The organism is Modestobacter lapidis, from assembly GCF_054780755.1.
The window spans coordinates 146,747-169,172 of sequence record NZ_BAAGVS010000004.1 but is presented as its reverse complement, the minus strand read 5'-3'; the positions used below and the strand labels follow the sequence as shown (position 1 = coordinate 169,172).

Here is a 22,426-nt window from a genome sequence, read left to right as displayed (position 1 = left end):
TCAGCCGCCGACGGCCGCAGCGCCCGCGGCGTCGCGGACCAGGCCGGCGAACCGGACAGCGAACGGTGCCCAGATCTCGGCCAGGTCGGGGTGCACCGCGGCGGCCCGCGCGCACACCTCCTCGGCGTCCAGCCCGCTGCTGGCCACCCCGACCGGGTCGCTGGCCGCCCAGACCCGCACGAGCGCCTCGTCGGTCTCGATGTGGAACTGCAGCCCGTATACGTGCCGCCCCACCCGGTAGGCCTGGTTCGGGTAGACGGGGTTGCTGGCCAGCAGGGTCGCTCCCGGTGGCAGCCGGTCGATCTCGTCGTGGTGCCACGCGATCACGTCGGGGGTGAGCGGCAGCGGGCCGAACACCGGGTCACGGTCGGCGGCGTCGCGCTTGGCGACCAGCACGGCACCCACCTCGGGGCCGTCCACCCCGATCCGCGTGCTGCCGCCGGCCACCTGGGCGAGCAGCTGGGCGCCCAGGCAGACCGCCAGCGTCGGGACGTCGCCGGCGACCGCCTGGCCCAGCAGCCGTCGCACGCCGACGAGCTCCGGGGCGACGTCCTCGGGGTCCAGCGACGACTGCGGCCCGCCGAGCACCACCAGCCCGTCGTGCCCGCTCAGATCGGCCGGCAGCGGCTCGCCGGCCGCCGGCCGCCGCTCGTCGAGCTCCAGCCCGGCCTCGCGCAGCCACTCCCCCAGCCGGGTCGGCGGGTCGGTGTCAGAGGGGACGACGACGAGCAGGCGGGCCACCCCCAGAGGTTAACCGCGACCGCCCTCCGGACTTTCGGTACCGAAAGCCCGGTTAGAGGCCGGGGAGGTAGCGCTGGAGCTCGAACGGGGTCACGTTGCGGCGGTAGGTGTTGAACTCCTCCCACTTGTTGCGCAGGAAGAAGTCGAAGACGTGCTCGCCCAGGGTCTCGGCGACCAGCTCGCTGCCCTGCATCGCGCTGAGCGCCTCGCCCAGGGACACCGGCAGGTCCTGGTAGCCGGCCGCCCGCCGCTCGGTGTCGGTCAGCGACCAGACGTCGTCCTCGGCCTCGGCCGGCAGCTCGTAGCCCTTCTCGATCCCGCGCAGCCCGGCGGCCAGGAGCACCGCGAAGGTCAGGTAGGGGTTGCAGGCGGAGTCCGGCGACCGGACCTCGACCCGGGCCGAGTTGCCCTTGTTCGGCTTGTACTCGGGCAGCCGCACCAGCGCGGAGCGGTTGGCCCGGCCCCACGTCGCCGCGGTCGGCGCCTCGGTGCCGGCCAGCAGGCGGCGGTAGGAGTTGACGGTCTGGTTGGTCACCGCCGTCACCTCCCGGGCGTGCACCAGCAGCCCGGCGATGAACTGCTTGGCCGTGGTGGACAGCCGCATCGGGTCGGCCGGGTCGTGGAAGGCGTTCCGGTCGCCCTCGAACAGCGACAGGTGGGTGTGCATCGCCGAGCCGGCCAGGTCGGTGAACGGCTTGGGCATGAAGGTGGCGTGCACCCCCTGGGCGAGCGCGACCTCACGCACGACGTGGCGCAACGTCATGATGTTGTCGGCCATCGACAGTGCGTCGGCGTAGCGCAGGTCGATCTCCTGCTGGCCGGGCGCGACCTCGTGGTGGCTGAACTCCACCGAGATGCCCATCGCCTCGAGGGCGAAGACTGCCTCGCGCCGGAAGTCGTGCGCCACGTTGTGCGTGGACAGGTCGAAGTAGCCGCCGTTGTCGGCCGGCTCGGGCGGGCTGCCGTCGGTGGGGAGATCCTTGAGCAGGAAGAACTCGATCTCGGGGTGGGTGTAGAAGGTGAAGCCCATGTCGGCGGCCTTGGCCAGCGCCCGGCGCAGCACGTGCCGCGGGTCGGCCCAGGCCGGGGACCCGTCGGGCAGCGTGATGTCGCAGAACATCCGCGCGGTCTCGCTGACCTGGCCACGGGTGGCCGGGAGCACCTGGAAGGTGCCCGGGTCGGGCTTGGCGAGCATGTCGGACTCGTAGACCCGGGCGAAGCCCTCGATCGCCGAGCCGTCGAAGCCGATGCCCTCCGCGAAGGCCGCCTCGATCTCGGCCGGGGCCACCGCGACGGCCTTGAGATAGCCCGAGACGTCGGTGAACCAGAGCCGCACGAACCGGATGTCGCGCTCTTCGAGGGTGCGCAGGACGAACTCCTGCTGTCGGTCCATGCTCGCCATGATCGGGTCCACCTGTTTCGCGTGTGTGTCGGCGGCCCCAAGCCTGCCTCCTCCGGGTACCGGGTGGCCAACGCGACCGGAGAAGGTCCCCGCGTGTCGCGGGCGCTCGGCAGCGGCGGGGGCCGGTGCGACGGGCGCCACCGGCAGCCGGCGTCCCCGCCTGGCCACGCCCGCACGGTGCCGACCAGACTGGCCCGGTGAGCGACGAGCAGCGAACGCGCCAGTTGCGGGTGGCCCTGGCCCAGGTCGACACCCGGGTCGGCGACCTGGCCGGCAACGTGGACCTCGTCCACCGGTGGGCCGCCCGGGCCGCCGGGGCCGGCGCCCACCTAGTGGTGTTCCCCGAGATGACGCTGACCGGGTACCCGCCGGAGGACCTCGTCCTGCGCGAGTCGTTCGCCCGGGCGAGCGAGCAGGCGCTGGTCGGCCTGGCCGCCGACCTGGCCGACCAGGGGCTGGGCGGCACCGCGGTGGTGGTCGGGTACCTGGCGCACACGCCGGGCAGCGGGCCGGCTCCGGTCGACCGCGCGCCGACCGGCGACGAGGACGCACCCGGCGACGCCAACCCGCGCCGCGGTGCCCCGCGCAACGCCGCGGCCCTGCTGTACGGCGGGGAGGTCGTCGTCCGCTACTACAAGCGGCACCTGCCCAACTACGGCGTCTTCGACGAGGCCCGCTACTTCGTGCCGGGCACCGAGCTCCCGGTGGTGCGGCTGCACGGCGTCGACGTGGCCCTCACCATCTGCGAGGACCTGTGGGTCGAGGGCGGCCCCTGCGGGATCGCCGGCCGGGCCGGCGTCGACGTCGTCGTCTCCCCCAACGCCTCCCCCTACGAGCGGGCCAAGGACGACCTGCGGCTGCCGCTGGTCCGCCGCCGCGCCGCCGAGGCCCGCGCCACGGTCGTCTACTGCAACCAGGTGGGCGGGCAGGACGAGCTGGTCTTCGACGGCGACTCGCTGGCCGTCGCCCCCGACGGGCAGCTGCTGGCCCGCGCGCCGCAGTTCGTCGAGCACCTGGCGACCGTCGACCTGGCCATCGACCCGGCCGCCGTCCCCGGGCGCCGGGAGGGCCGGATCGGCCCGATGACCGTCACCCGCCACCTGCTGTCGGAAGAGCCGCTGCCCGCCTTCGACCCGCGGCCGGGCAGCATCGCCGAGCCGCTCGGCGACTGCGAGGAGGTGTGGCGGGCGCTGGTGCTGGGGCTGCGCGACTTCATCGACAAGAACGGCATGCCGTCGGTGGTGTTCGGCCTGTCCGGGGGCATCGACTCCGCGATGGTCGCCGCGCTCGCCGTCGACGCCCTCGGGGCCGACCGGGTGCACGGGGTGGCGCTGCCCAGCGAGTACTCCAGCGAGCACTCACTGAGCGACGCGGCCGACTCGGCGCAGCGGCTCGGGCTGCACTACTCCGTCGTCCCGATCGCGCCCATGGTGGCGGCCTTCCGCGGCTCGGTGGAGCTCACCGGCGTCGCGGCGGAGAACCTGCAGGCGCGGGTGCGCGGCACCCTGCTGATGGGGCTGTCCAACCAGCACGGCCACCTGCTGCTGGCCACCAGCAACAAGAGCGAGGTCGCCGTCGGGTACTCCACGCTCTACGGCGACGCCGCCGGGGGGTTCGCCCCGATCAAGGACGTGCCCAAGACGCTGGTCTGGGAGCTGTCCCGCTGGCGCAACGCCCGCGCCCGTGAGCTGGGGGAGACCGAGCCGATCCCGCAGAACTCCATCGACAAGCCGCCGTCGGCCGAGCTGGCACCCGGCCAGCAGGACTCCGACTCGCTGCCCTCCTACGAGGAGCTCGACGCCGTCGTCGCCGACTACGTCGACCGCGACCTGGGCATGGCCGAGCTGCTGGAGCGGGGCCACGACCCGGCGGTGGTAGCCCGGGTGCTGCGGCTGGTCGACATGTCGGAGTTCAAGCGCCGCCAGTCCGCACCGGGTACCAAGATCTCGCTGAAGGCGTTCGGCCGTGACCGGCGCCTGCCGATCACCAACCGCTGGCGGGAGTCCCTGCCCAGCGTCCGCGAAGGGGCTGTGCCATGACGGAATCCGTGCTCTACGGCGGGGGCTCCTCCGCGCGGGTGCGCGTGCACCACCTGCAGCAGGCCAAGGCCCGGGGTGAGCGGTGGGCGATGCTCACCGCCTACGACACCTACGCCGCGGCGGTGTTCGAGGAGGCGGGCATCCCGGTCCTGCTGGTCGGCGATTCGGCGGGCAACGTCGTCCTCGGGCACAGCTCCACCGTGCCGGTCACCGTCGAGGACCTGCTGCTGATGACCAGGGCGGTCACCCGCTCCACCACGCGGGCGCTAGTCGTGGCCGACCTGCCCTTCGGCAGCTACGAGCTGTCGGCGGAGCAGGCGTTCGGCACCGCCGTCCGGATGATGAAGGAGGGCGGGGCGCAGGCGGTCAAGCTCGAGGGCGGCCTGCGGGTCGCGCCGCAGATCCGGAAGCTGGCCGAGAACGGCGTCCCGGTCATGGCGCACATCGGTTTCACCCCGCAGAGCGAGCACGCGCTGGGCGGGTTCCGGGTGCAGGGCCGGGGCGCCGGGGCCGACCAGTTGCTGGCCGACGCGCACGCGGTACAGGAGGCCGGGGCCTTCGCCGTCGTCCTGGAGATGGTGCCCGCTGCGATCGCCGGCCAGGTGACCAGGGAGCTGGCCATCCCGACGATCGGCATCGGCGCCGGCGTCGACTGCGACGCCCAGGTGCTGGTCTGGCCGGACATGGCCGGCCTCACCTCCGGTCGGGTACCGAAATTCGTGAAGAAGTACGCCGACCTGCGCGGCCAGCTGCTCGCGGCGGCCCAGGAGTACGCCACCGAGGTCCGCGAGGGCTCTTTTCCGGGCAAGGAACATTCGTTCGACTGAGCACATCGCGACCCTTCGGGCCGCACCGCGGCCAGGATCCGTCCCGACGTGCGTTGAGCCGCTGGGTCCGTTCTCGGTCAACCGGGTCACGTCACCAGTCGGTGGTCACGTCCCCTTCCCTTGCTTACCTCAGACGTCGGTGACCCGGATGCCGGCGTGGGCCTTGTAGCGGCGGTTGACCGAGACCAGGTTGATCGTCAGCGCCTCCACCTGGCGCGCGTTGCGCAGCCGGCCGGCGTAGACGCCCCGCATGCCGGGCAGCCGACCGGCCAGGGCCTGCACCAGGTCGGTGGCCTCGCGAACGTCGCCGACCACGAGCACGTCGCCGTCGAGGGTGGGCAGCGAGAGGTCCTCGAGGGTGACCGCGGACAGATGGTGGAAGGCGCCGACGACGAAGCTGTCGGGCAGCAGCGCGGCGGCCTGCTGGCACACGCTGCCATCCGGGACGTCGAGCACGTAGGCGCCCAGCTCGTCCCAGCCCATCGGCACCACGCAGTCGACGACGACCTTCCCGGCCAGCGGTGAGGCCAGCTCGGCGAGGGTGTCGGCGTGGCCGGCGTAGGGGACGGCCACGATCACCAGGTCCGCGGCGCCGGCGACGTCGGTGTTCGAGCCACCCTGCACCGAGGTCTCGACTCCGCCGGCGGCCGCCGACGAGCGTTCGGTGACGGTGGCGGCCACCTCGGCCGCCCGGTCGGCGTCGCGCGAACCGAGCAGCACCCGCTGCCCGGCAGCGGCCAGCCGGACGGCGAGCCCCCGGCCCTGCGCCCCGGTGCCGCCGAGCACGCCGACCACCAGGTCCCCGACCGCGCGTCCCTCGCTCATGACGTCTCCCGTCCCCCGGCGGCCCGGGAGTCCGGGCCGTCCTCCCCAGATCATGCCCGCGCGGCTCCGCGCGGGGTCGGCGCCTCGGTCAGCTGCTCACTCGGGCCGCTTCCCGTCCTTCCAGGCGCGGTCCTCGGCGTCGGCCTTCTCGTTGCGCTCGGCGACGATCTGCAGCGCCTGCTCGGCCTCCGCCCGGGTGTCGTACGGCCCGAGCCGGTGGCGCTCGGCGCAGCCGTCGCGCGTCTCCACCGCGTCGTGCTTCAGACAGTAGAACCAGGAACCCTCGTCCACGGCCGACTCCTCTCCTCGGGTGCGTGCGGTCCACGCCCGGCCCCCCACCCTGGCATCGTGGTCGCTCGGCCGCTGTCCGGACCCTCGTCCGGATCGTCGTCCGGATCGCCACCCCGCCATGCCCTGTACGGGTGAGACCGCTGGTGTCGCGCGCACCGGACCCACGTGTTCCGGGGCCGGAGCGGGCATCCTGCTGCCATGACACGCGGGGGCGTGCCCAGGCTGTGGCGCGGGCGACGAACGACGGACCGGGTGTATCGGGAACCGGCGCCGGCCGGCCGGTCCGGTGACCAGCGCCTGGCGGCCTGGTGCCTGGCCGCGCTGCTGGCGGCCGGGGCGTCGCTGGGGTCGATGAACCTGTTCATCGACGGTGTCCTGCGCGACGACGGGGTCAGCCGCCCGGTGTACGCCACGACGATGGCCCTGCTGCTCGTGCTGGGCGCGGCGCTGGCGGTCTGGCAGTCGGTGGGCCCCCGGGTGACCGCCGCACTCGTCGTGGTGGGCGACGCCGTCTACGTCGTCGTGGCCCGGACGACGACCGACCCGCTGCTGTACGCGCCGCCGCTGATGATGCTGTTCGCCTGCTTCGCCGCGGCCTGGTTCCTCGGCCCGCGGGCGCTGGCGCTGCACATGGTGCTGGTCGTCGTCGCCTGTGCGGCGGCGCTGTCGGGCCACTACGCCGACCCCGCGGCGCTGGCGGTCCAGGTCGTCGTGAACTCCGCCGTCCTGAACCTGGTCACCCTGGTGGTGTTCCTGCTCCGTCGCCGCGTGCAGCGGCTGCTCGCCGCGACGGAGGCGTTGTCGTCCACCGACCCGCTCACCGGCCTGGCCAACCGCCGCTGGCTGATCGCGCAGGCACCGCGGATCTGGCGGCAGGCGCGCCGCGACGGGCAGCGGGTCGCCGCCCTGGTGCTCGATCTGGACCACTTCAAGCGGCTCAACGACGACTTCGGGCACGCCGCCGGCGACGCGGTGCTGCGTGCGGTCGCGGCCGCGCTGTCGACGACCGTCCGGCCGGCCGACGTGCTGGCCCGCACCGGGGGCGAGGAACTCGTGGTGCTGGGGCTGGTGAGCGATCCGTCGGAGGCCCGCCGGCTCGCCGAGCGGCTCCGGCAGGCGGTGTCCCGGGGCGCCGCCGGGGCCGGCCGGGCGGTGACGGTGTCGATCGGCGTGGCGCTGGCCGCCCCGACGCCCGTCGGCGAGGTCACCGACGCGCTGTGGCGGCTGATCGACCGCGCCGATGCGGCGATGTACGAGGCCAAGCGCGCCGGGCGCGACCGGGTCACGGTGGCCCGCGGCGCGGCGCCGCCCCGCCCGCGCGACCCCGCCGACGAGACCGCGTGACCGCGGCTCCGTCCGGTGCCACGGGCACCGGTCTGCTTTCCTGCCCTGCATGACCACGTCCACCGAGCGCACCCCCAGCGGGCGCACCCTGCCGGACCCGACGCGCACCGTGCCGCTGTCCCTGCGCCAGCAGGCCGAGGTGCGCGACCGGTGGCTGACCCAGCGGCTGCTGGACCTCATGCCGGCGCTGATGGACCGGGCGGGGATCGACCTGTGGGTGGTCGTCGGACGGGAGTACAACGAGGACCCGGTCCTGCCCACGCTGCTGCCGGCGAGCTGGCTGTCGGCGCGGCGGCGCACCATCCTGCTGTTCCACCGCAGCGACGACGGAGTGACGGCGGCGGCAGTCTCCCGCTACCCGGTCGGGCAGTTCCTCCCCGCCTGGGAGCCGGACGAGGTTCCGGGGCTGCCCGCCGAGCAGTCGCAGTGGGCCGCACTGCGCCGCTTCGTCGACCAGGCGGCACCCGCGACGATCGGCGTCGACGTCTCCCCCGTCTTCGCGCACGCCGACGGGTTGTCGGTGACCGAGCACCGGTTGCTGATGGCCGCGCTCGGCCCGCACGCCGAGCGCGTGGTGCCGGCCGAGACGCTGGCGGTGGGCTGGCTGGAGACGCGGCTGCCGGAGGAGATCGCGGCGATGCACGCGATGAATCGGCTGGTGCACCAGGTCATCGACGAGGCCTACTCCCCCGCGGTGGTCACCGTCGGCCGGACCACCGCGCTGGACGTCGCCTGGTGGATCCGGCAGCGCTTCGCCGACCTGGGCGTCGACGGCTGGTTCCAGCCGACCGTGGGGCTGCAGCGGGCGGGTACGCCACTGGTCGACGAGCGCGGCGCCGTGCTGCCCGGCGTCCCGTTCGACGCGGTGATCGAGCCCGGCGACCTGGTGCACTGCGACGTCGGCCTCTCGACGCTGGGCCTCACCACCGACACCCAGCGCAACGGGTACGTGCTGCGCGCCGGGGAGACCGCCGCCCCCGCCGGGCTGGTCGCGGCGCTCGCCGTCGGCAACCGGCTGCAGGACCTCACGACGGCGGAGCTGCGGCCCGGCCGCACCGGCAACCAGGTGCTCGCCGCGGCCCGGGCGGCGGCGGCCGTCGAGGGCATCGACGGGGACGTCTACTCCCATCCGGTCGGTGTGCACGGACACGGTGCCGGCCCGGCGATCGGGATGTGGGACCAGCAGGACGGCGTACCCGGCGCCGGCGACGTAGCACTGCAGCCGAACACCGTCTACGCCCTGGAGCTGTGCACGCGGGTGCCGGTGCCCGAGTGGGGCGGCCAGCTGGTGCGGATGGCGCTGGAGCAGGGCATCGCGCTCACCGACCGCGGGGTGGAGTACCTCGACGGGCGGCAGACCGGATTCGTCCTCATTCCGGGCTGACCGGTCCGGCTGACCGGCGGTCAGCCCTCGCGGGCCTTGCGGGTCTCCTTGTCGTTCGCCTTCTGGATGGCGTCGACGAGCTCGTCCTTGTCCATGGTCGAGCGGCCTCCGATGTCGAGTTCCTGGGCCACTTCGTAGAGGTGGGACTTGGAGGCGTTGGCGTCCACCCCGCCCTTGGTCTCCCGGTCGGTGCCGCGGCCACCCTCGGCCTGGGCGTCGCTGGGGCCCTTGGCGTCCTTGGGCTCCCAGTGGTCGCCGACCTTCTCGTGCGTGTGCTTGACCGCCGCCCAGGCCACCTGGTTGGCCCGCTGCTCGTCGCCGTATTCCTCGGCAGCGGAGTCGTGGGCCTTGGCGAACGTGCGCTGCGCCTTCTCGTCGGACCGCTGCAGAGTGCTCGGGATCTCGTCCTGCTTCGCCTCGCCGCTCTTCGTCGTCTTCGGCATGACTCCTCCTTCGTCGGGGATGCGCCTACCCCGCTCCACCCGGGTCCACTCCCCTAGGGTGTGGGCCCCGACCTGGAGGTGATCCGTGCCGGACCCACCGCCCCGCGCGGTCACGATCGCCGACATCGCGGCCGAGGCCGGCGTCTCGGTGCCCACCGTCTCGCGGGTCCTCAACGGCCGCTCCGACGTCGCGCCGGGCACCCGCGAGCGGGTCGAGCAGCTGCTGCGCGACCACGGGTACCGGCGCCGCGGGGTACGGCCGCACACCGAGGCCCGGCTGATCGAGCTGGTCTTCAACGACCTGGACAGCCCGTGGGCGGTGGAGATCATCCGCGGGGTGGAGGCGACCGCGCACGCCGCCGGGGTCGGCACCGTGGTCTGCGCCATCCACCGCAAGGCCAGCGAGGCCCGCTCGTGGCTGATCGCGCTGCGCGCCCGGGAGAGCGACGGCGCCATCCTGGTGACCAGCGCCGTCGATCCGGTCCTGCACTCGGAGCTGCAGCGCCTGCACGTGCCCGCAGTCGTCATCGACCCCGCGGGGGTGCCCGCCCTGGACGTGCCGACGATCGGCGCGGCGAACTGGGCCGGCGGCCTCAGCGCCACCCGCCACCTCATCGAGCTCGGCCACCGCCGCATCGGCTTCATCGAGGGGGCCCCGGCCCTGCTCTGCAGCCGCGCCCGCCTCGACGGCCACCGGGCGGCGCTGGAGTCGGCCGGGCTGCTGGTCGACCCCGACCTCGTGGTCGCCGGCGACTTCGAGCACGAGTCCGGTTTCCGGGGCGCGGCCGCGATGCTCGCCCTGCCCGACCCGCCGACCGCCGTCTTCGCGGCCAACGACCAGATGGCGCTGGGCGCCTACGAGGCGGTGCGCCGGCGGGGGATGCGGGTACCCGAGGACGTCAGCATCGTCGGGTTCGACGACCTGCCGGGCTCGCGGTGGGCCTCGCCGCCGCTGACCACGGTGCACCAGCCGCTCGCCCAGATGGGGATGCTCGCCACCCGCACCGTGCTGCGGATGGTGCGCGGCGAGGCGATCGAGAGCCCCCGGCTGGAGCTGGCCACCGACCTGGTGACCCGGGACAGCACCGCCCCGCCCCGGCCGGCCGGCTGAGCGCCGGCGGTCAGAGGCTGTCGTCGGACTGGCGGTGCCCACCCTGAGCATCGTCGGGATCGGGGTGCACGGTGCGCTCCTCGGACTCGGCCAGGATCACCGCGGCCTGCACCTCCGGGTCCAGGTCGCCCCGGTCGGGGTCGAGGTCGCCCTCGACCGAGTGCTCCTCGGGCAGCAGGTTCGCCCGGGTCGTGACGTTCTGCTCGGTGACGTTGGCCAGGGCCTCGGGGGACGGGTCCTTCATGCTGGGCATGGCAATCCTTCTTGTCATGGCCCGGGACGGCCCCCCTGCAGGGGCCCGCCGCGAGCTTGCGAGCGGTGGGGGCAGGGGGGTCCTTCCTCAGAAGCGCTGCTGCTCCGTGCCCAGCCCGAGGGCGGAAGCGACCTCCTGCACGTTGTCGAACCTCTGGTCGGCCGGCAGCCGCTGCAGCGCCGAGACGACGCTGTCGAGCGCGTTGGACTCCCGGGCCTTGGCGACCAGGGCGTCCCGGTCGGCCGGCCAGACCTCCTTGCCGAGGGCCTCGGCGAGCTGGGAGCGGCGCTCGACGTCGGCGTTGTCCATGCCGGCCGGGGTGCCTTCCTGGTGCGGGTCGCTCATGCTGCTCCGATCTCAGGGTCAGCCGGTCGGTCCGGCTGGGGCTGGGGCTGGGGCTGGGGCTGACGGGAGGTCAGCCGGGGGTCGAGGCATCGGTGTAGCGGAGGACGGCGGCCACCGGGATGCCACCGGGCATCGCCGCCCGGGGTACGACGACGACCGCCGCGTCGCTGCCGAACGCGGCCCGCAGCAGTGCCCGGTCGGCGGGCACCTGGGCCGCACCCTCGACCCCGAGCGCGGTCATGTCCTGGGCACCGACCCCGATCTCCAGCGGGGCGCCGCCGACGTAGAGCTGCTCGTCGTCGGGCTGGTCGGCCAGCACCAGGGTCTCGACCTGGGCCTTGCGCAACGCCTCCACGACCGCCGCCGTCCCGGTCACGGCCAGGCCGTGCGCCGAGGCGGCCTCGACCTGCTCGACCGCCTGTGCCTCGTCGTGCGCCTCGTGCTCGGCGACGAGCTCGGCGGCCCGCAGCTCCACCGGCGCCCGGTCGGCGCCGGCCGCCCGGCCACCCTCCTCCATGGAGACCAGCACGTCGGCGACCTCCTTGCCGACCGTGTCGGCGAGGATCTGCCGGGCCCGGACGTCGCCGGCGACCAGCACGAACCGCGCCCCGGCACCGGCGACCAGCTTGTTCACCCGGTCGGCCACCCGGCCGGCGTTCTCCTCCCATTGGTTCTCCGCGGTGTGCATGTAGGTGTTGTGCGCCCAGCCGCCGACCTTCACCTTGCGGGCGTGGAAGTCGTCGCCCTCGACCGACTGCTCGTGCACCGGTCGGCCGGGGTTGGTGGCCACCGAGACGTCGGCGCCGAGGCGGTCGGCGACCACGACGACGTGCGGCACCCGGCCGGCCAGCTGGCGCAGCACCGGCAGCAGGTACGGGTGCGGTGACCACTCGGCGACCGCCTCCCGGGGGGCGTCGGCCAGCGCCTCGTCGAGCACCACCGACCCGTCGGCGGCCACGACGAGCGCGCGGCCGCGCAGGGTGGCGAGCTGCCCGCCGTCGTTGGCCTGCAGGAGCTGGCTGCGCACCGCGTCGACGACCACCTCCGGCGCGCCCTGCGCGGACAGCTCCTCGCAGACGGCCCGGACCCGCAGGTCGAGCTCGGTGTCGGCGTTCTCGGTGGTGTGCGTGACGTCGGCGCAGACCGTGGCGTACGGGCCGGCTGCACTGAAGACCGGTTCCAGGAAGGACACGTCCATGGGACGGCAGCTCCTCGTTCGCAGTCGGGCAGGGGGCCGTGGCTCAGCCCCGCGAGGTGTGTCACCGCGGCCTACCCACCGTCCCGGACCTCACACCCGGCGTGTCAGCGGGCCCGGGCCGGGTAGCAGAAGGGCCGTCTGCCCCCCACCACTCGCCAGCTCGCGGCGGGACCCTGCAGGGGGCCGAGAAGCCAACCGGAAGGAACCGGATGACCGAGCGCGACGACCTCCCGTTGCCCGACTACGACCACCTGCCCGTGGGCAGCCTGATCTCCCGCGTCCGCACGCTGGACGCCGACGACCTGCAGACCGTGCTGACCTACGAGAAGGCGCACGCCAACCGGATCCAGGTGGTCCAGGCCCTCACCCACCGGCTCGACGACGTGAAGGCCGGCACGCAGCCCTCGGGCGGCTCGCCGGACGCGGCCCAGCCGGAGGCCGCCCCGGCCCCCTCCGGCGGCTCCGCGGTGTCGCAGGCGACCACCGGGCCGCCGGTGAACCCGCCGTCGCACGGCGACCCGACCAACCCGGCGCAGCCCCGCAGCTGACGCTCCGGGTGAGCCGGCCATCCGCTGACGGGGTGGCCGGCTCAGCCGCTGAAGGCCGCCACGATGTCCATCACGGCCGGCCCGAGCAGCACGATGAACAGTGTGGGGAGGATGCACAGGATCAGCGGGAAGATCACCTTCACCGGGATCTGCATCGCCTTCTCCTCGGCCCGCTGACGCCGCTTGAGCCGCATCTCCTGCGCCTGGGTGCGCAGCACGTCGGCGATGGAGACGCCGTACTGGTCGGCCTGGACGACGGCGCGGATGAACCGGCGCAGGTCGGGGACGGCAGTGCGCTCGGCCAGGGCGAGGTAGGCGTCCCGCCGCGGCTGGCCGACCGCGATGTCCTGCAGGGTGCGCACCAGCTCCTCGGCGAGCGGGCCGGTGCCGTTCTTCCCGGCCCGGGCCATCGCCGACTCGAAGCCCAGGCCCGCCTCGACGGCGATGGTCATCTGGTCCAGCGTGTCGGCCAGCTCGAGGCTGATCGCCTGCTGCCGCTCCTGCCCGCGGCTGTAGAGCAGCAGCTCGGGCAGGAAGTAGGCCACGCCGGTGACGGCCGCCGCGAGCAGGCCGGGCAGCAGCCCAGGGTTCGAGGAGAACACCAGCAGCCCCAGTCCCGCGGCGACGGCCGCCAGCACCAGCTTGGCCGCGACCAGCCGGGACAGCGGCCAGGCCGCGGGGCGGCCGGCGGTGCCGGCCAGCCGGTTGAGTCGGGCGACAGTGCCCCGGGGGGTGAGCGCCCGGACCAGGCCGGCCCCCGGGCGGGAACCGGTCCGCGCCCGGCCGGGCGAGCCCAGGTCCAGACCGCGGGTGAGGTTCTCCCGGGCCTGGACGACGGCCGGGGCCGGGCGGCTGACCAGCGCCCAGCCCAGGAGCGGCAGCGCGAGGGCCATCGCGACGGCGGCGGTGAGCACGGGGAGCGGGATGTCGGTCATCAGAATTTGATCGCCACGGTCTTCTTGAGCCAGAACCCGCCGGCGGCCATCATCAGCGCGGCCACGCCGAGCATCGCGTAGCCGGCGAGGCTCTGGGTGAACTTGGCCAGGTACGCGGGGTTGGTCACCGAGAGGAAGGCAAGGATGCCGAACGGCAGCGCCATCAGCACCGTCGCCGACAGCTTCCCTTCCGCCGACAGCGCCTTCACCTGTCGGCGAATCGCGTTGCGCTCCCGGATGGTGTGGCCCACCGCGTCGAGGACCTCGGCGAGGTTCCCGCCCACCTCCCGGTGAATGGCGATGGCCTGGGCGACCCAGACGAAGTCGTCGCTGCCCATCCGCTCGGCCACCTCGTCGAGGGCGTCGGACAGGTCGCGGCCCACCCGGGTCTCGTTGACGATCCGGGCGAACTCCTCCGACGTCGGCGCCTCGGCCTCGTGGGAGACCGAGTCGACCGACCGCAGCAGGCTGTGCCCGGCCCGGAGGCTGCTGGCCATCAGCTGCAGCGAGTCGTCGAGCTGGTCGGCGAACGCCGCCCGCCGCCGTCCCGCCTTGACCTTCAGCAGCAGCTTGGCGCCGAGTGGCCCGGCCACGGTGGCCAGCACGCCGAGCAGCGGCCCGCCGAGCAGGGTTCCGGTGACGCCGAGGCCGAGCGTGGCCAGGCCGATCAGCAGGACGACGTCCGGCAGGGGCGTCCTGACGCCGGCCCGCTCCAGCGCCGCCGTGCCCGAGGCCGCCAGCCCCCGCTTCTCCAGCACGCGGCCGACCGCGGCACCGGCCGCGGCGCCCGCGCCGGAGAGCGCCGAGGAGGGTGGGGCGGTGGCCGGGTCCAGTCGGCTGAGCGGCACCCGGGCGAGGCCGGCGGGCAGGACGATGAGCGTCACCAGCAGCAGCGCGGCCAGCACGGCGGCCACCCCGACGAGCAGGAGCGCCGAGCCCGTCATGACCAGCTCCGCTGGCGTGGCACGTCGGGGGCGCCGAAGATCCGCGGCGAGAGCCGGATGCCGAGCTCGTCGAACCGATCGGTGAACCGCGGCCGCACGCCGGTGGGCACCGGCTTGCCGAGGAACCTCCCGGCAGCGTCCACGCCGGCGGAGTAGTCGAAGAGGAAGGCATCCTGCAGCGTCACCGTCTCGCCCTCCATGCCCTGCACCTCGGTCACGTGGGTGACCCGACGGGTGCCGTCCCGCAGCCTGGTGATCTGGACGACGACATCGACGGCGGAGGCGATCTGCTCCCGGATGGCCCGCAGCGGCAGGTCCATGCCCGCCATCAGCACGAGGGTCTCCAGCCGGGCGATCGCATCCCGCGGCGAGTTGGCGTGCACCGTGGACAGCGACCCGTCGTGCCCGGTGTTCATCGCCTGCAGCATGTCCAGGCTCTCGCCGCCACGGCACTCCCCCACCACGATCCGGTCGGGTCGCATGCGCAACGAGTTGCGCACCAGATCCCGGATGGTGACCGCGCCCTTGCCCTCGATGTTCGGCGGGCGGGATTCCAGCCGGACGACGTGGTCCTGCTGCAGCTGCAGCTCGACGGCGTCCTCGATGGTGACGATCCGCTCCCCGTCGGGGATGAACGAGGACAGCACGTTGAGCAGCGTCGTCTTTCCGGTGCCCGTGCCCCCGGAGACGATCACGTTGAGCCGCGCCTCCACGCAGGCGTGCAGCAGCTCGGCCATCTCCGGCGACAGGGTGCCGAACCCGATCAGGTCGTCGACCCCGAACGGGTCCTTGGCGAACTTGCGGATGGTCAGCGTCGAACCGCTGAACGCCAGCGGCGGGATGATCGCGTTGACCCGCGACCCGTCGGCCAGGCGCGCGTCGACCAGCGGCGAGGACTCGTCGATGCGCCGGCCCACCCGGGACACGATCCGGTCGATGACCCGGCGCAGGTGCTCCTCGGAGGTGAACCGGGATGCGGTGCGGGTCAGCTTGCCGTTCTGCTCGACGTAGATCGAGTCCGGGCCGTTGGCCATGATCTCGGTGACGGTCGGGTCGTCGAGCAGCCGCTGGAGGGGACCGAACCCGAGCACGTCGTCGGCCAGCTCCGCGGTGAGCCGCAGCCGCTCGTCGCTGCTGAGCGGGACGTTCTCCGCCTCCACCACGGCGTCGAGCTCGCCGAGGACGATGGTGCGCAGGGCGTCCTCGCTCAGGCTCGGGTCGTTCATCCGGCTGCCCATGCGCTCGAACAGCGCCTTGCCGACCCGGTCCTTGAGCCGGCTCAGCGCGTCGGGGACCGGTGTGCCGGTGAAGCCGCCGGCGGGTGCGCCGGTCACCGGCGGCGCCGGCGCAGGCACGACGGGCAGGACGGCGACACCCCGCGCGGCGTCCAGTCGGGAGGCGAGGTTCATCAGGACGCCGCCCGGTGCTTGGCCCGGTACCGGCTCGGGCTGACCAGCGGCGTGGCGGCGAAGCGGGACACCAGCCGGCGCAGCTCCTTGGTCATCGGGTCCCGGCCGCCGCTCTGCAGCAGAGGCACACCCTGGTTGGTCGACGCCGGCACGGCCGACGACCGGGGAAGGACGACGTCCACACCGGTGCCGATCGTCGTCTCCACGTCACGCACCGACAGCCCGCCCTTGGGGTCGGCGAAGTTCATCACCACGTGCCGGCCGGCCGGGATCATGCACAGCTCGCGGAGGACGTCGAGCTCCTTGCGCAGCCCCCGCACCCCGGGCACGTCCATGCTGCTGAGCATCACCACGTCGGTGGCCCGGTCCAGTGCGGCCAGCGTCTGCTCGGACAGGCCGGGGGCGGTGTCGACCACGACGTAGCGGAACTCGCGGGCCAGCGAGGTGAGCAGCCGGGTGACGTCGGCGGCGGAGACGGTGTCGCCCTGGGCCGGTGATTCCGAGCCGCACACGGCGTACAGGCCGCTGGGGTGCCCGGTGAGGAAGGTCTTGAGCACCATGGTGTCCTGGCTCGCCGGGCCGTGGACGGCGTCGGGCAACGTGTGCTCGGGGACCAGGCTCAGTGCGGAGGCCACGTCGCCGAACTGCACGTCCAGGTCGACCAGCACCGTGGACTGCGGCGCGGAGGAGGTCAGCCCGATCGCCAGGTTGGTCGCGACCGTCGTCTTGCCGACCCCGCCCTTGGGGGACGCCACGGTGATGACCCGACCGGTGTAGCGCGCCGTGTCCTCCAGCGGGCGCAGCGCGCGCCGCCGTCCCGCCGCGGCCAGCGCCGCCCGCTCGATCGCCGCCCGGAACTCCTCGACGTCCGCGCCGGGTTCGAGCAGGTCCCGGATGCCGGCCCGCATGGCGGCCTGCCAGAGCTCGGGCTCCGGCCGGGCGATCAGCACCACGCTGATCCCGGGGCACTGCACGTCGAGCCGGGCGGCCAGCGTGAGCACGTCCGACGCCGGCGCCCCCGGGCCGATCAGGAGCACCTCCGGGATCTCGCCGTCGGTGAGCTGCTCGAACAGCCGGGCCGGGTCGCCGGGCAACCGGCCGTCGGGCAGCACGTGCACATCGCCGTCGGCCGCGGCGGAGATCCGCCGGGCAAGGTCGTCGTCGGATGCGGCGAGGACGACGCGGCTCATGAACCCGCCTCCGGTGCCGGAGCGGAACGGCTGCGCCGCGTTGTCAGGCGCTGCTCATTCACGAGTAGTCCTTTCCGTACACGTTGTCCGGCGTGATGACCTCGGTGCCGTCGATGTCGGCGCCCTCCGGCTCGAGGGAGAGCCAGAGGGTGCCGTGCTCGGCGCCGAACACGACGCCCTCGGCCTGTTCGGCGGTGACCGCGAGGGTCACCATCAGGCTGGCCGACGGCGCCGCCGACCCGGCGGACGCGGTCTCGACGTCCTCGGTTCCCCCGGCCGGCGCGGGCGCGCCCTGCACCTGGGTGACCAGCACGCGGTGCAGAACCACGTGCGTCGAGGGCGGCTCCGGCAGGGACACGAAGACACCGACCGTGTCGCCGGCGGTCAGCCGGCCGCCAACGGCCCGCTGCGGCTCCAGCAGGACGCTGACCTCCTGCGCGCCGGCCGGGACGGCGACCGTCCCGGGGGCCTGCAGGTCGTCCGGGCCGGCGAAGCGGGCCGCGAGCAGCTGCTCCCCCGGCCGGAGGTCGACGGTGGCGACCTGCCCGGCCAGCTCCTCGAGGTCGGTGACCCGGCCCTCCACGGCGGCCTTGGCCGGCACCTGCTCTGCGCCGACCAGGCCGGCCAGCTCGGTGACCGGCGTCCCCGCGGGTACGGGCTGCTGGACCACCAGCACGTCCACGGTTCGCACGCCGGCCAGGGCACGAGCATCCGCGCCGCGCACGTAGGCCACCAGGACCACCGTGCCGACGAGGGCGAGGACCAGGGCCGCGACGGCGGCCAGGAGTCGTCGTCTCACAGGAGTGCCCCTATCGGATCAGTCGGAGGATGGCGGTGCCGAGCGCGGGTGCGTCGGAGCTGTAGCTGAAGGCCTCGGACAGGTCGACGAAGCGGGTGAAGTAGCCGGTTACGCACCGGTCACTGCCGTTGCCGAGGCACGTGTTCTTGCCGGTGTGGTACTGGCCGCCGAAGTCGTAGCCGGTGAGCCGGAAGGCTGCGTAGCCGTAGACCCGGTACCAGGCGTTGTTCCCGGTGCCGCCGTACTCGTCGAAGATCGGCAGCAAGACGGTCCGGTCCAGCCAGCTCGACGCGTCGGCCTGCGAGCAGGATGACGGGACGGCGTTGCCGGTGGAGGAGTGCGAGCGGGTGTTGATGGCGCTGGCGGCCCGACAGTTCCCGGGCTCGGTGTCCAGGTAGCCGAACCCGCCGGGGACGAAGTTCCCCGACGGGCCGGTGCAGGACTTCTCGGCCGGCGTCGACTTGGTCAGGTTGATCGTGTGCACCGTGGTGGCCGAGGGCAGCCCGCCGCCGGTCTGCCGTTCGAACTCGCACCAGGAGAAGGTCAGCGGCAGCACCGCCGTGCCGGCGTCCGGGCTGCCCCAGCCGACGGTGGCCGTGGCGGTGACCCCGGTGGCGTCGTGGCCGATGACCGGCGCGAACCAGTGCTGCACCGGCGTGCTCCCGGTGACCTGCACGCTGAGCGGGGCCGAGCTGAGCACGGGCGGGGCGGTGGTGGCGTCCCCGTCGTTGGCCTGGACGACGTCCGACGCGGTGGCGAACATGTCCCCGCACGCGCCCCGGGCGCAGTCCTGGGCCACGGCGAAGGCGGCCGCGTCGGCGGCGATCTGCAACCGGGCCCGCTCCGCGTAGAGCGCGCCGACGTCGACGGCGATCGCGGCGAAACCGAGCATCGGGACCATGAGCAGCGACAGCACGACGGCGGCGGCGCCGCGTTCGTCGCCGAGCCGGCGCGCAGTCCGACCCGTGAGCCGGGAGGTCAGCCGTTGCATCGCATGACCCCTGTGGCGGTCAGGCCCAGCCCCGAGCCGAAGAAGCCGGTCAGGTAGGGCTTCGGGTAGCTGATGGTCACCGTCACGTAGGTGGTGGCGGCCGTGCCGCCGGTGAGCGGGCAGGAGGCGGGCGTGATGGCGACCTGGGCGTCGGTGATGCCCGGACTCAGGGTGGAGGCGGCGGTTCGGACGGCGGCCTTGGCGGCGGCCTGGTCGTTCTGCAGGGCCATCGCCCGGGCGCCCTCCCGGGCAGCGGACGACAGGGTCCCCTGCACCGAGAAGGCGTGGCCGAACTCGGCGATGCCGAGCACGAGCACGATCAGCAGCGGGACGATCAGCGCGAACTCCACCGCGCTCGCTCCGCGCTCGCCGTGCAGTCGGCGTCCGACCATGTCCCACCTCCTCGGGTACAGCAGTGCTGGATGTGTGCGGAGCCGCGGCCGGGTGCGCAGCGGCGCGGCGGCCCCCGTGGGGGCCGCCGCGCCGGGCAGCCGCTACCGGACTCGGACGTGCGCGGTCGTCAGGGCGTGACGGTCCCGCCGAGCGAGGTGGTGATGTTGGTGAACAGGGTGTTCAGCTGACCGCCGAGGGCGGTGACGGCGACGATGATCACGACGGCGATCAGCCCGACCATCAGGCCGTACTCGACGGCGGTGGCGCCCTTCTCCTCCTTCTTCAGCCGGTCGCCGGCGAAGGAGACGAGGGTGAACAGGGTGGTGTAGAGCTGGGTCACGACAGGCTCCCGAGGGTCGTCGCCGAGCTGGTCCGGATCGGTCGACCCGGCCGTGCGGCTGCACTGGGACCATCGGGCCGCGACCCGCCGGACCTGAGCGAATTCACCCGTCCGGGAAGATCCGACCCCCGATGGAGGGCTGAACGTGTCCGTGTGTTCACGCTGAGTCGCGGGATCGTGATAAGGGTCCGCGTCGCTCACGACAACGGCAGAGCCATCACCAGTGCCGCGCCCACCAGCATCGCGGGCCCGAACGGCAGTTCCGTGTCCCGCCGCACGCGCCGGACGGCCAGCAGGGCCACGGCAACCGCGGCCTGCACGAGGAAGCCCGCGACCCCGCCGGCCAGCACCGCTCCCCAGCCGAGCCACCCCAGATACAGGCCGAGCAGTCCGGCGAGCTTCACGTCGCCCAATCCGAGACCGCCGGGCGAGACCAGCGCCAGGGCCAGGAAGACGGCGAAGAGCCCGACGGCGCCGAGCACCGCCCGGACCAGCTCACCCCAGGCTCCGGTCGCCGCCGCGGCACCCAGCAGCAGCACCGCGCCACCGGCGAACGCGGGCAGCAGGATCCGGTTCGGCAGCAGCTGGTGCCGCAGGTCGATGACCGCCAGCAGGACGGCGACCACGGCCAGCACGAGGAAGGCTGGGAGCTGCCAGGTGAGGCCGAAGCGGACCACGACGAGGGCCAGCAGCAGCGCCGTCCCGGCTTCGACGACCGGCCGGCGGACCGCGCCGTCCCCGTGTCCGGTCCCCAGCCGCAGCACCCCCCGCAGGCCGGACCCGGTCGGCCACGGGAAGCTCCCTGCCGCCCGGTTGACCCACGACCCGGCCACCGCACCGGTCACCGCGGCAAGCACCGCAGCGACCGCGGTCAGCACGGGGTCAGCCGTCGGGAGGCGCACACGGCGGTCACCCTGGCACGTCACGCCAGGACCGTCCGGCAGGACGCCTACCATCGGAGGGTCTCGGCGCAGGTTCCTCCTCGGCTCGCCGCACGGGTTCGACGAGAGAGAAAGTAGGACGGGCGTGGACACGGAGCGCGGTGCAACGGCGGTACGGGCGCAGGGCGGCGCGGTGCTGGCCCAGGCGCGGCGGCGACGCACGTTCGCCGTCATCAGCCACCCCGACGCCGGCAAGTCGACCCTGACCGAGGCCCTGGCGCTGCACGCCCGGGTGATCGGCCAGGCCGGCGCGGTGCACGGCAAGGCCGGGCGTCGCGGCACGGTGAGCGACTGGATGGAGATGGAGAAGGACCGCGGCATCTCCATCACCTCCGCCGCGCTGCAGTTCTCCTACCGCGACGCGGTGGTGAACCTGCTGGACACCCCCGGCCACGCCGACTTCTCCGAGGACACCTACCGCGTCCTCACCGCCGTCGACGCCGCGGTGATGCTGGTCGACGCCGCCAAGGGCCTCGAGACGCAGACCATGAAGCTGTTCAGCGTCTGCAAGCACCGCGGCATCCCGATCATCACGGTGGTCAACAAGTGGGACAGGCCGGGCCTGGACGCGCTCGCGCTGATGGACGAGATCACCGAGCGCACCGGCCTCACCCCGACGCCGCTGACCTGGCCGGTCGGCATCGCCGGCGACTTCCGCGGCGTGCTCGACCGACGGGACGGCAGCTACCGGCACTTCACCCGCACCGCCGGCGGCGCCACCATCGCCCCGGAGGAGATCTTCTCCGCCGAGGCCGCGGCCGCTCGCGAGGGCGACGCCTGGACCTCCGCGGTCGAGGAGTCGGAGCTGCTCGCCGAGACCGGCGCGCAGCACGACCAGGAGCTGTTCCTCGCCGGGGCCACCACGCCGGTGCTGTTCGCCTCCGCCGTCTCCAACTTCGGCGTCGGCCAGCTGCTGGACACCCTGGTCGACCTGGCCCCCCCGCCCGCCGACCGGCCGGACGAGGAAGGCAAGCCGCACCCGCTGGACGCGCCGTTCAGCGCCTTCGTCTTCAAGGTGCAGGCCGGGATGGACACCGGGCACCGTGACCGGCTGGCCTACATCCGGGTCTGCTCCGGGGTGTTCGAGCGCGGCATGGTCGTCACCAACGCCGGCACCGGCCGGCCCTTCGCCACCAAGTACGCCCAGCAGGTCTTCGGCCGCGACCGGGAGACCATCGAGACCGCCTACCCCGGGGACGTCGTCGGCCTGGTCAACGCCGCCGCGCTCAGCGTCGGCGACACCCTCTACGCCGAGCAGCCGGTCAGCTATCCCCCGGTGACGACCTTCGCGCCGGAGCACTTCGCGGTCGCCCGGGTCGCCGACACCAGCAAGTACAAGCAGTTCCGCAAGGGCATCGACACCCTGGCCGGCGAGGGCGTGGTCCAGGTGCTGCTCTCCGAGCGCCGCGGCGACGGCGCCCCGGTGTTCGCCGTCGTCGGGCCGATGCAGTTCGAGGTGGCCAGCCACCGGATGGAGCACGAGTTCGGCGCCCGGATCAGCCTCGAGCCGCTGCCCTACCGCCTGGCCCGGATCACCGACGCCGCGTCCGCCTCCGAGCTGGCCGCCGCCCGCGGCGCCGAGGTGATGCAGCGCGCCAACGGAGAGCTGCTGGCGCTGTTCACCGACAAGTGGTCGCTGGGCGTGCTGGCGCAGAACAAGCCACACCTGACCCTGACGCCGATGGTGGCCGCCGAGCTCGGCTGACCACCGCCCTGTCGCCGGGTCCAGGACA

The 22,426-nt window shown here is 73.7% G+C and carries 24 protein-coding genes; 7 read left to right on the top strand and 17 right to left on the bottom strand.

Annotated features, from left to right (window positions below):
- Complete coding sequence (locus ACYVG5_RS07790; RefSeq protein ID WP_222044618.1) at positions 1–741, bottom strand: type 1 glutamine amidotransferase; 741 nt, start codon at positions 739–741, stop codon at positions 1–3.
- A 52-nt stretch (positions 742–793) separates the two neighbouring features.
- Positions 794–2,134 carry a type I glutamate--ammonia ligase gene (gene glnA / locus ACYVG5_RS07785; RefSeq protein ID WP_222045350.1) on the bottom strand — a complete coding sequence of 447 codons (1,341 nt, stop codon included), beginning with the start codon at positions 2,132–2,134 and terminating at the stop codon, positions 794–796.
- Between the two features lie 206 nt (positions 2,135–2,340).
- On the opposite strand from glnA, the gene ACYVG5_RS07780 reads away from it, so the two are divergent.
- The gene (locus ACYVG5_RS07780) at positions 2,341–4,182 is read left to right on the top strand and encodes an NAD+ synthase (RefSeq protein WP_222044616.1); all 1,842 of its coding nucleotides are present in this window, start codon (positions 2,341–2,343) and stop codon (positions 4,180–4,182) included.
- On the top strand, positions 4,179–5,009 hold the full coding sequence (gene panB, locus ACYVG5_RS07775; protein WP_222044614.1) for a 3-methyl-2-oxobutanoate hydroxymethyltransferase: 831 nt from the start codon (positions 4,179–4,181) through the stop codon (positions 5,007–5,009). Before ACYVG5_RS07780 ends, panB begins: the two co-directional genes overlap by 4 nt.
- A 129-nt stretch (positions 5,010–5,138) precedes the next feature.
- Here the strand turns inward: panB and npdG are convergent, their stop codons facing one another.
- Together npdG and ACYVG5_RS07765 are read right to left on the bottom strand one after the other, a co-directional pair.
- Positions 5,139–5,834 carry an NADPH-dependent F420 reductase gene (gene npdG / locus ACYVG5_RS07770; RefSeq protein ID WP_222044612.1) on the bottom strand — a complete coding sequence of 232 codons (696 nt, stop codon included), beginning with the start codon at positions 5,832–5,834 and terminating at the stop codon, positions 5,139–5,141.
- A 96-nt stretch (positions 5,835–5,930) separates the two neighbouring features.
- On the bottom strand, positions 5,931–6,125 hold the full coding sequence (locus tag ACYVG5_RS07765; protein ID WP_222044610.1) for a hypothetical protein: 195 nt from the start codon (positions 6,123–6,125) through the stop codon (positions 5,931–5,933).
- A gap of 252 nt (positions 6,126–6,377) precedes the next feature.
- Between ACYVG5_RS07765 and ACYVG5_RS07760 the strand changes: the two genes are divergently transcribed.
- Both ACYVG5_RS07760 and ACYVG5_RS07755 read left to right on the top strand, forming a co-directional pair.
- Entirely contained in the window at positions 6,378–7,469 is a 1,092-nt protein-coding gene (locus ACYVG5_RS07760; RefSeq protein ID WP_460683077.1) for a GGDEF domain-containing protein, read from the top strand.
- Between the two features lie 49 nt (positions 7,470–7,518).
- Entirely contained in the window at positions 7,519–8,853 is a 1,335-nt protein-coding gene (locus tag ACYVG5_RS07755; protein ID WP_222044606.1) for a M24 family metallopeptidase, read from the top strand.
- Between the two features lie 20 nt (positions 8,854–8,873).
- Here ACYVG5_RS07755 and ACYVG5_RS07750 read toward each other — a convergent pair whose 3' ends face one another.
- A complete protein-coding gene (locus ACYVG5_RS07750; RefSeq protein WP_222044604.1) occupies positions 8,874–9,296 on the bottom strand; it encodes a ChaB family protein in 423 nt (140 codons plus the stop codon).
- Positions 9,297–9,381: 85 nt separating this feature from the next.
- On the opposite strand from ACYVG5_RS07750, the gene ACYVG5_RS07745 reads away from it, so the two are divergent.
- Positions 9,382–10,407 (top strand): LacI family DNA-binding transcriptional regulator, encoded by a 1,026-nt coding sequence (locus tag ACYVG5_RS07745; protein ID WP_222044602.1) that lies wholly within the window; start codon positions 9,382–9,384, stop codon positions 10,405–10,407.
- A gap of 10 nt (positions 10,408–10,417) precedes the next feature.
- Here ACYVG5_RS07745 and ACYVG5_RS07740 read toward each other — a convergent pair whose 3' ends face one another.
- The 3 genes from ACYVG5_RS07740 to ACYVG5_RS07730 form a co-directional block, all read right to left on the bottom strand.
- On the bottom strand, positions 10,418–10,660 hold the full coding sequence (locus ACYVG5_RS07740; RefSeq protein WP_222044600.1) for a hypothetical protein: 243 nt from the start codon (positions 10,658–10,660) through the stop codon (positions 10,418–10,420).
- 87 nt (positions 10,661–10,747) lie between these two features.
- Positions 10,748–11,005: a DUF2795 domain-containing protein gene (locus tag ACYVG5_RS07735; RefSeq protein ID WP_222044598.1), complete on the bottom strand. Its 258-nt coding sequence runs from the start codon at positions 11,003–11,005 to the stop codon at positions 10,748–10,750.
- A gap of 70 nt (positions 11,006–11,075) precedes the next feature.
- A complete protein-coding gene (locus tag ACYVG5_RS07730; protein WP_222044596.1) occupies positions 11,076–12,203 on the bottom strand; it encodes a baeRF2 domain-containing protein in 1,128 nt (375 codons plus the stop codon).
- Between the two features lie 209 nt (positions 12,204–12,412).
- On the opposite strand from ACYVG5_RS07730, the gene ACYVG5_RS07725 reads away from it, so the two are divergent.
- Positions 12,413–12,751, top strand: a complete 339-nt coding sequence (locus ACYVG5_RS07725) for a hypothetical protein (RefSeq protein WP_222044594.1) — start codon at positions 12,413–12,415, stop codon at positions 12,749–12,751.
- Between the two features lie 41 nt (positions 12,752–12,792).
- On the opposite strand, the gene ACYVG5_RS07720 is transcribed toward ACYVG5_RS07725, so the two are convergent.
- The 9 genes from ACYVG5_RS07720 to ACYVG5_RS07680 form a co-directional block, all read right to left on the bottom strand.
- Positions 12,793–13,686 carry a type II secretion system F family protein gene (locus ACYVG5_RS07720; RefSeq protein ID WP_222044591.1) on the bottom strand — a complete coding sequence of 298 codons (894 nt, stop codon included), beginning with the start codon at positions 13,684–13,686 and terminating at the stop codon, positions 12,793–12,795.
- A complete protein-coding gene (locus tag ACYVG5_RS07715) occupies positions 13,686–14,630 on the bottom strand; it encodes a type II secretion system F family protein (RefSeq protein ID WP_222044589.1) in 945 nt (314 codons plus the stop codon). The genes ACYVG5_RS07720 and ACYVG5_RS07715 overlap by 1 nt, the downstream gene beginning before the upstream one ends.
- Positions 14,627–16,039, bottom strand: a complete 1,413-nt coding sequence (locus ACYVG5_RS07710; RefSeq protein ID WP_222044587.1) for a CpaF family protein — start codon at positions 16,037–16,039, stop codon at positions 14,627–14,629. Before ACYVG5_RS07710 ends, ACYVG5_RS07715 begins: the two co-directional genes overlap by 4 nt.
- The gene (locus ACYVG5_RS07705) at positions 16,039–17,229 is read right to left on the bottom strand and encodes an AAA family ATPase (protein WP_222044585.1); all 1,191 of its coding nucleotides are present in this window, start codon (positions 17,227–17,229) and stop codon (positions 16,039–16,041) included. Before ACYVG5_RS07705 ends, ACYVG5_RS07710 begins: the two co-directional genes overlap by 1 nt.
- A 58-nt stretch (positions 17,230–17,287) precedes the next feature.
- Positions 17,288–18,028 carry a Flp pilus assembly protein CpaB gene (cpaB, locus tag ACYVG5_RS07700; protein WP_222044583.1) on the bottom strand — a complete coding sequence of 247 codons (741 nt, stop codon included), beginning with the start codon at positions 18,026–18,028 and terminating at the stop codon, positions 17,288–17,290.
- A 10-nt stretch (positions 18,029–18,038) separates the two neighbouring features.
- Complete coding sequence (locus ACYVG5_RS07695; protein WP_222044581.1) at positions 18,039–19,019, bottom strand: pilus assembly protein TadG-related protein; 981 nt, start codon at positions 19,017–19,019, stop codon at positions 18,039–18,041.
- The gene (locus ACYVG5_RS07690; protein ID WP_222044579.1) at positions 19,007–19,411 is read right to left on the bottom strand and encodes a TadE/TadG family type IV pilus assembly protein; all 405 of its coding nucleotides are present in this window, start codon (positions 19,409–19,411) and stop codon (positions 19,007–19,009) included. The genes ACYVG5_RS07695 and ACYVG5_RS07690 overlap by 13 nt, the downstream gene beginning before the upstream one ends.
- Positions 19,412–19,539: 128 nt before the next feature.
- Positions 19,540–19,752 (bottom strand): Flp family type IVb pilin, encoded by a 213-nt coding sequence (locus tag ACYVG5_RS07685; RefSeq protein WP_222044577.1) that lies wholly within the window; start codon positions 19,750–19,752, stop codon positions 19,540–19,542.
- A gap of 197 nt (positions 19,753–19,949) precedes the next feature.
- On the bottom strand, positions 19,950–20,654 hold the full coding sequence (locus ACYVG5_RS07680; protein ID WP_460683076.1) for a prepilin peptidase: 705 nt from the start codon (positions 20,652–20,654) through the stop codon (positions 19,950–19,952).
- 124 nt (positions 20,655–20,778) lie between these two features.
- Here ACYVG5_RS07680 and ACYVG5_RS07675 point away from each other — a divergent pair, with 124 nt between their 5' ends.
- The gene (locus ACYVG5_RS07675; RefSeq protein ID WP_222044575.1) at positions 20,779–22,398 is read left to right on the top strand and encodes a peptide chain release factor 3; all 1,620 of its coding nucleotides are present in this window, start codon (positions 20,779–20,781) and stop codon (positions 22,396–22,398) included.
- Positions 22,399–22,426: the final 28 nt, after the last annotated feature.

Bases quoted from the DNA above. Each gene is read 5' to 3' on its own strand.
- glnA (WP_222045350.1), bottom strand. From the start codon at position 2,134: ATGGACCGACAGCAGGAGTTCGTCCTGCGCACCCTCGAAGAGCGCGAC.
- panB (WP_222044614.1), top strand. From the start codon at position 4,179: ATGACGGAATCCGTGCTCTACGGCGGGGGCTCCTCCGCGCGGGTGCGC.
- npdG (WP_222044612.1), bottom strand. From the start codon at position 5,834: ATGAGCGAGGGACGCGCGGTCGGGGACCTGGTGGTCGGCGTGCTCGGC.
- ACYVG5_RS07755 (WP_222044606.1), top strand. From the start codon at position 7,519: ATGACCACGTCCACCGAGCGCACCCCCAGCGGGCGCACCCTGCCGGAC.
- ACYVG5_RS07750 (WP_222044604.1), bottom strand. From the start codon at position 9,296: ATGCCGAAGACGACGAAGAGCGGCGAGGCGAAGCAGGACGAGATCCCG.
- ACYVG5_RS07740 (WP_222044600.1), bottom strand. From the start codon at position 10,660: ATGCCCAGCATGAAGGACCCGTCCCCCGAGGCCCTGGCCAACGTCACC.
- ACYVG5_RS07735 (WP_222044598.1), bottom strand. From the start codon at position 11,005: ATGAGCGACCCGCACCAGGAAGGCACCCCGGCCGGCATGGACAACGCC.
- ACYVG5_RS07730 (WP_222044596.1), bottom strand. From the start codon at position 12,203: ATGGACGTGTCCTTCCTGGAACCGGTCTTCAGTGCAGCCGGCCCGTAC.
- ACYVG5_RS07725 (WP_222044594.1), top strand. From the start codon at position 12,413: ATGACCGAGCGCGACGACCTCCCGTTGCCCGACTACGACCACCTGCCC.
- ACYVG5_RS07720 (WP_222044591.1), bottom strand. From the start codon at position 13,686: ATGACCGACATCCCGCTCCCCGTGCTCACCGCCGCCGTCGCGATGGCC.
- ACYVG5_RS07715 (WP_222044589.1), bottom strand. From the start codon at position 14,630: ATGACGGGCTCGGCGCTCCTGCTCGTCGGGGTGGCCGCCGTGCTGGCC.
- ACYVG5_RS07710 (WP_222044587.1), bottom strand. From the start codon at position 16,039: ATGAACCTCGCCTCCCGACTGGACGCCGCGCGGGGTGTCGCCGTCCTG.
- ACYVG5_RS07705 (WP_222044585.1), bottom strand. From the start codon at position 17,229: ATGAGCCGCGTCGTCCTCGCCGCATCCGACGACGACCTTGCCCGGCGG.
- ACYVG5_RS07695 (WP_222044581.1), bottom strand. From the start codon at position 19,019: ATGCAACGGCTGACCTCCCGGCTCACGGGTCGGACTGCGCGCCGGCTC.
- ACYVG5_RS07690 (WP_222044579.1), bottom strand. From the start codon at position 19,411: ATGGTCGGACGCCGACTGCACGGCGAGCGCGGAGCGAGCGCGGTGGAG.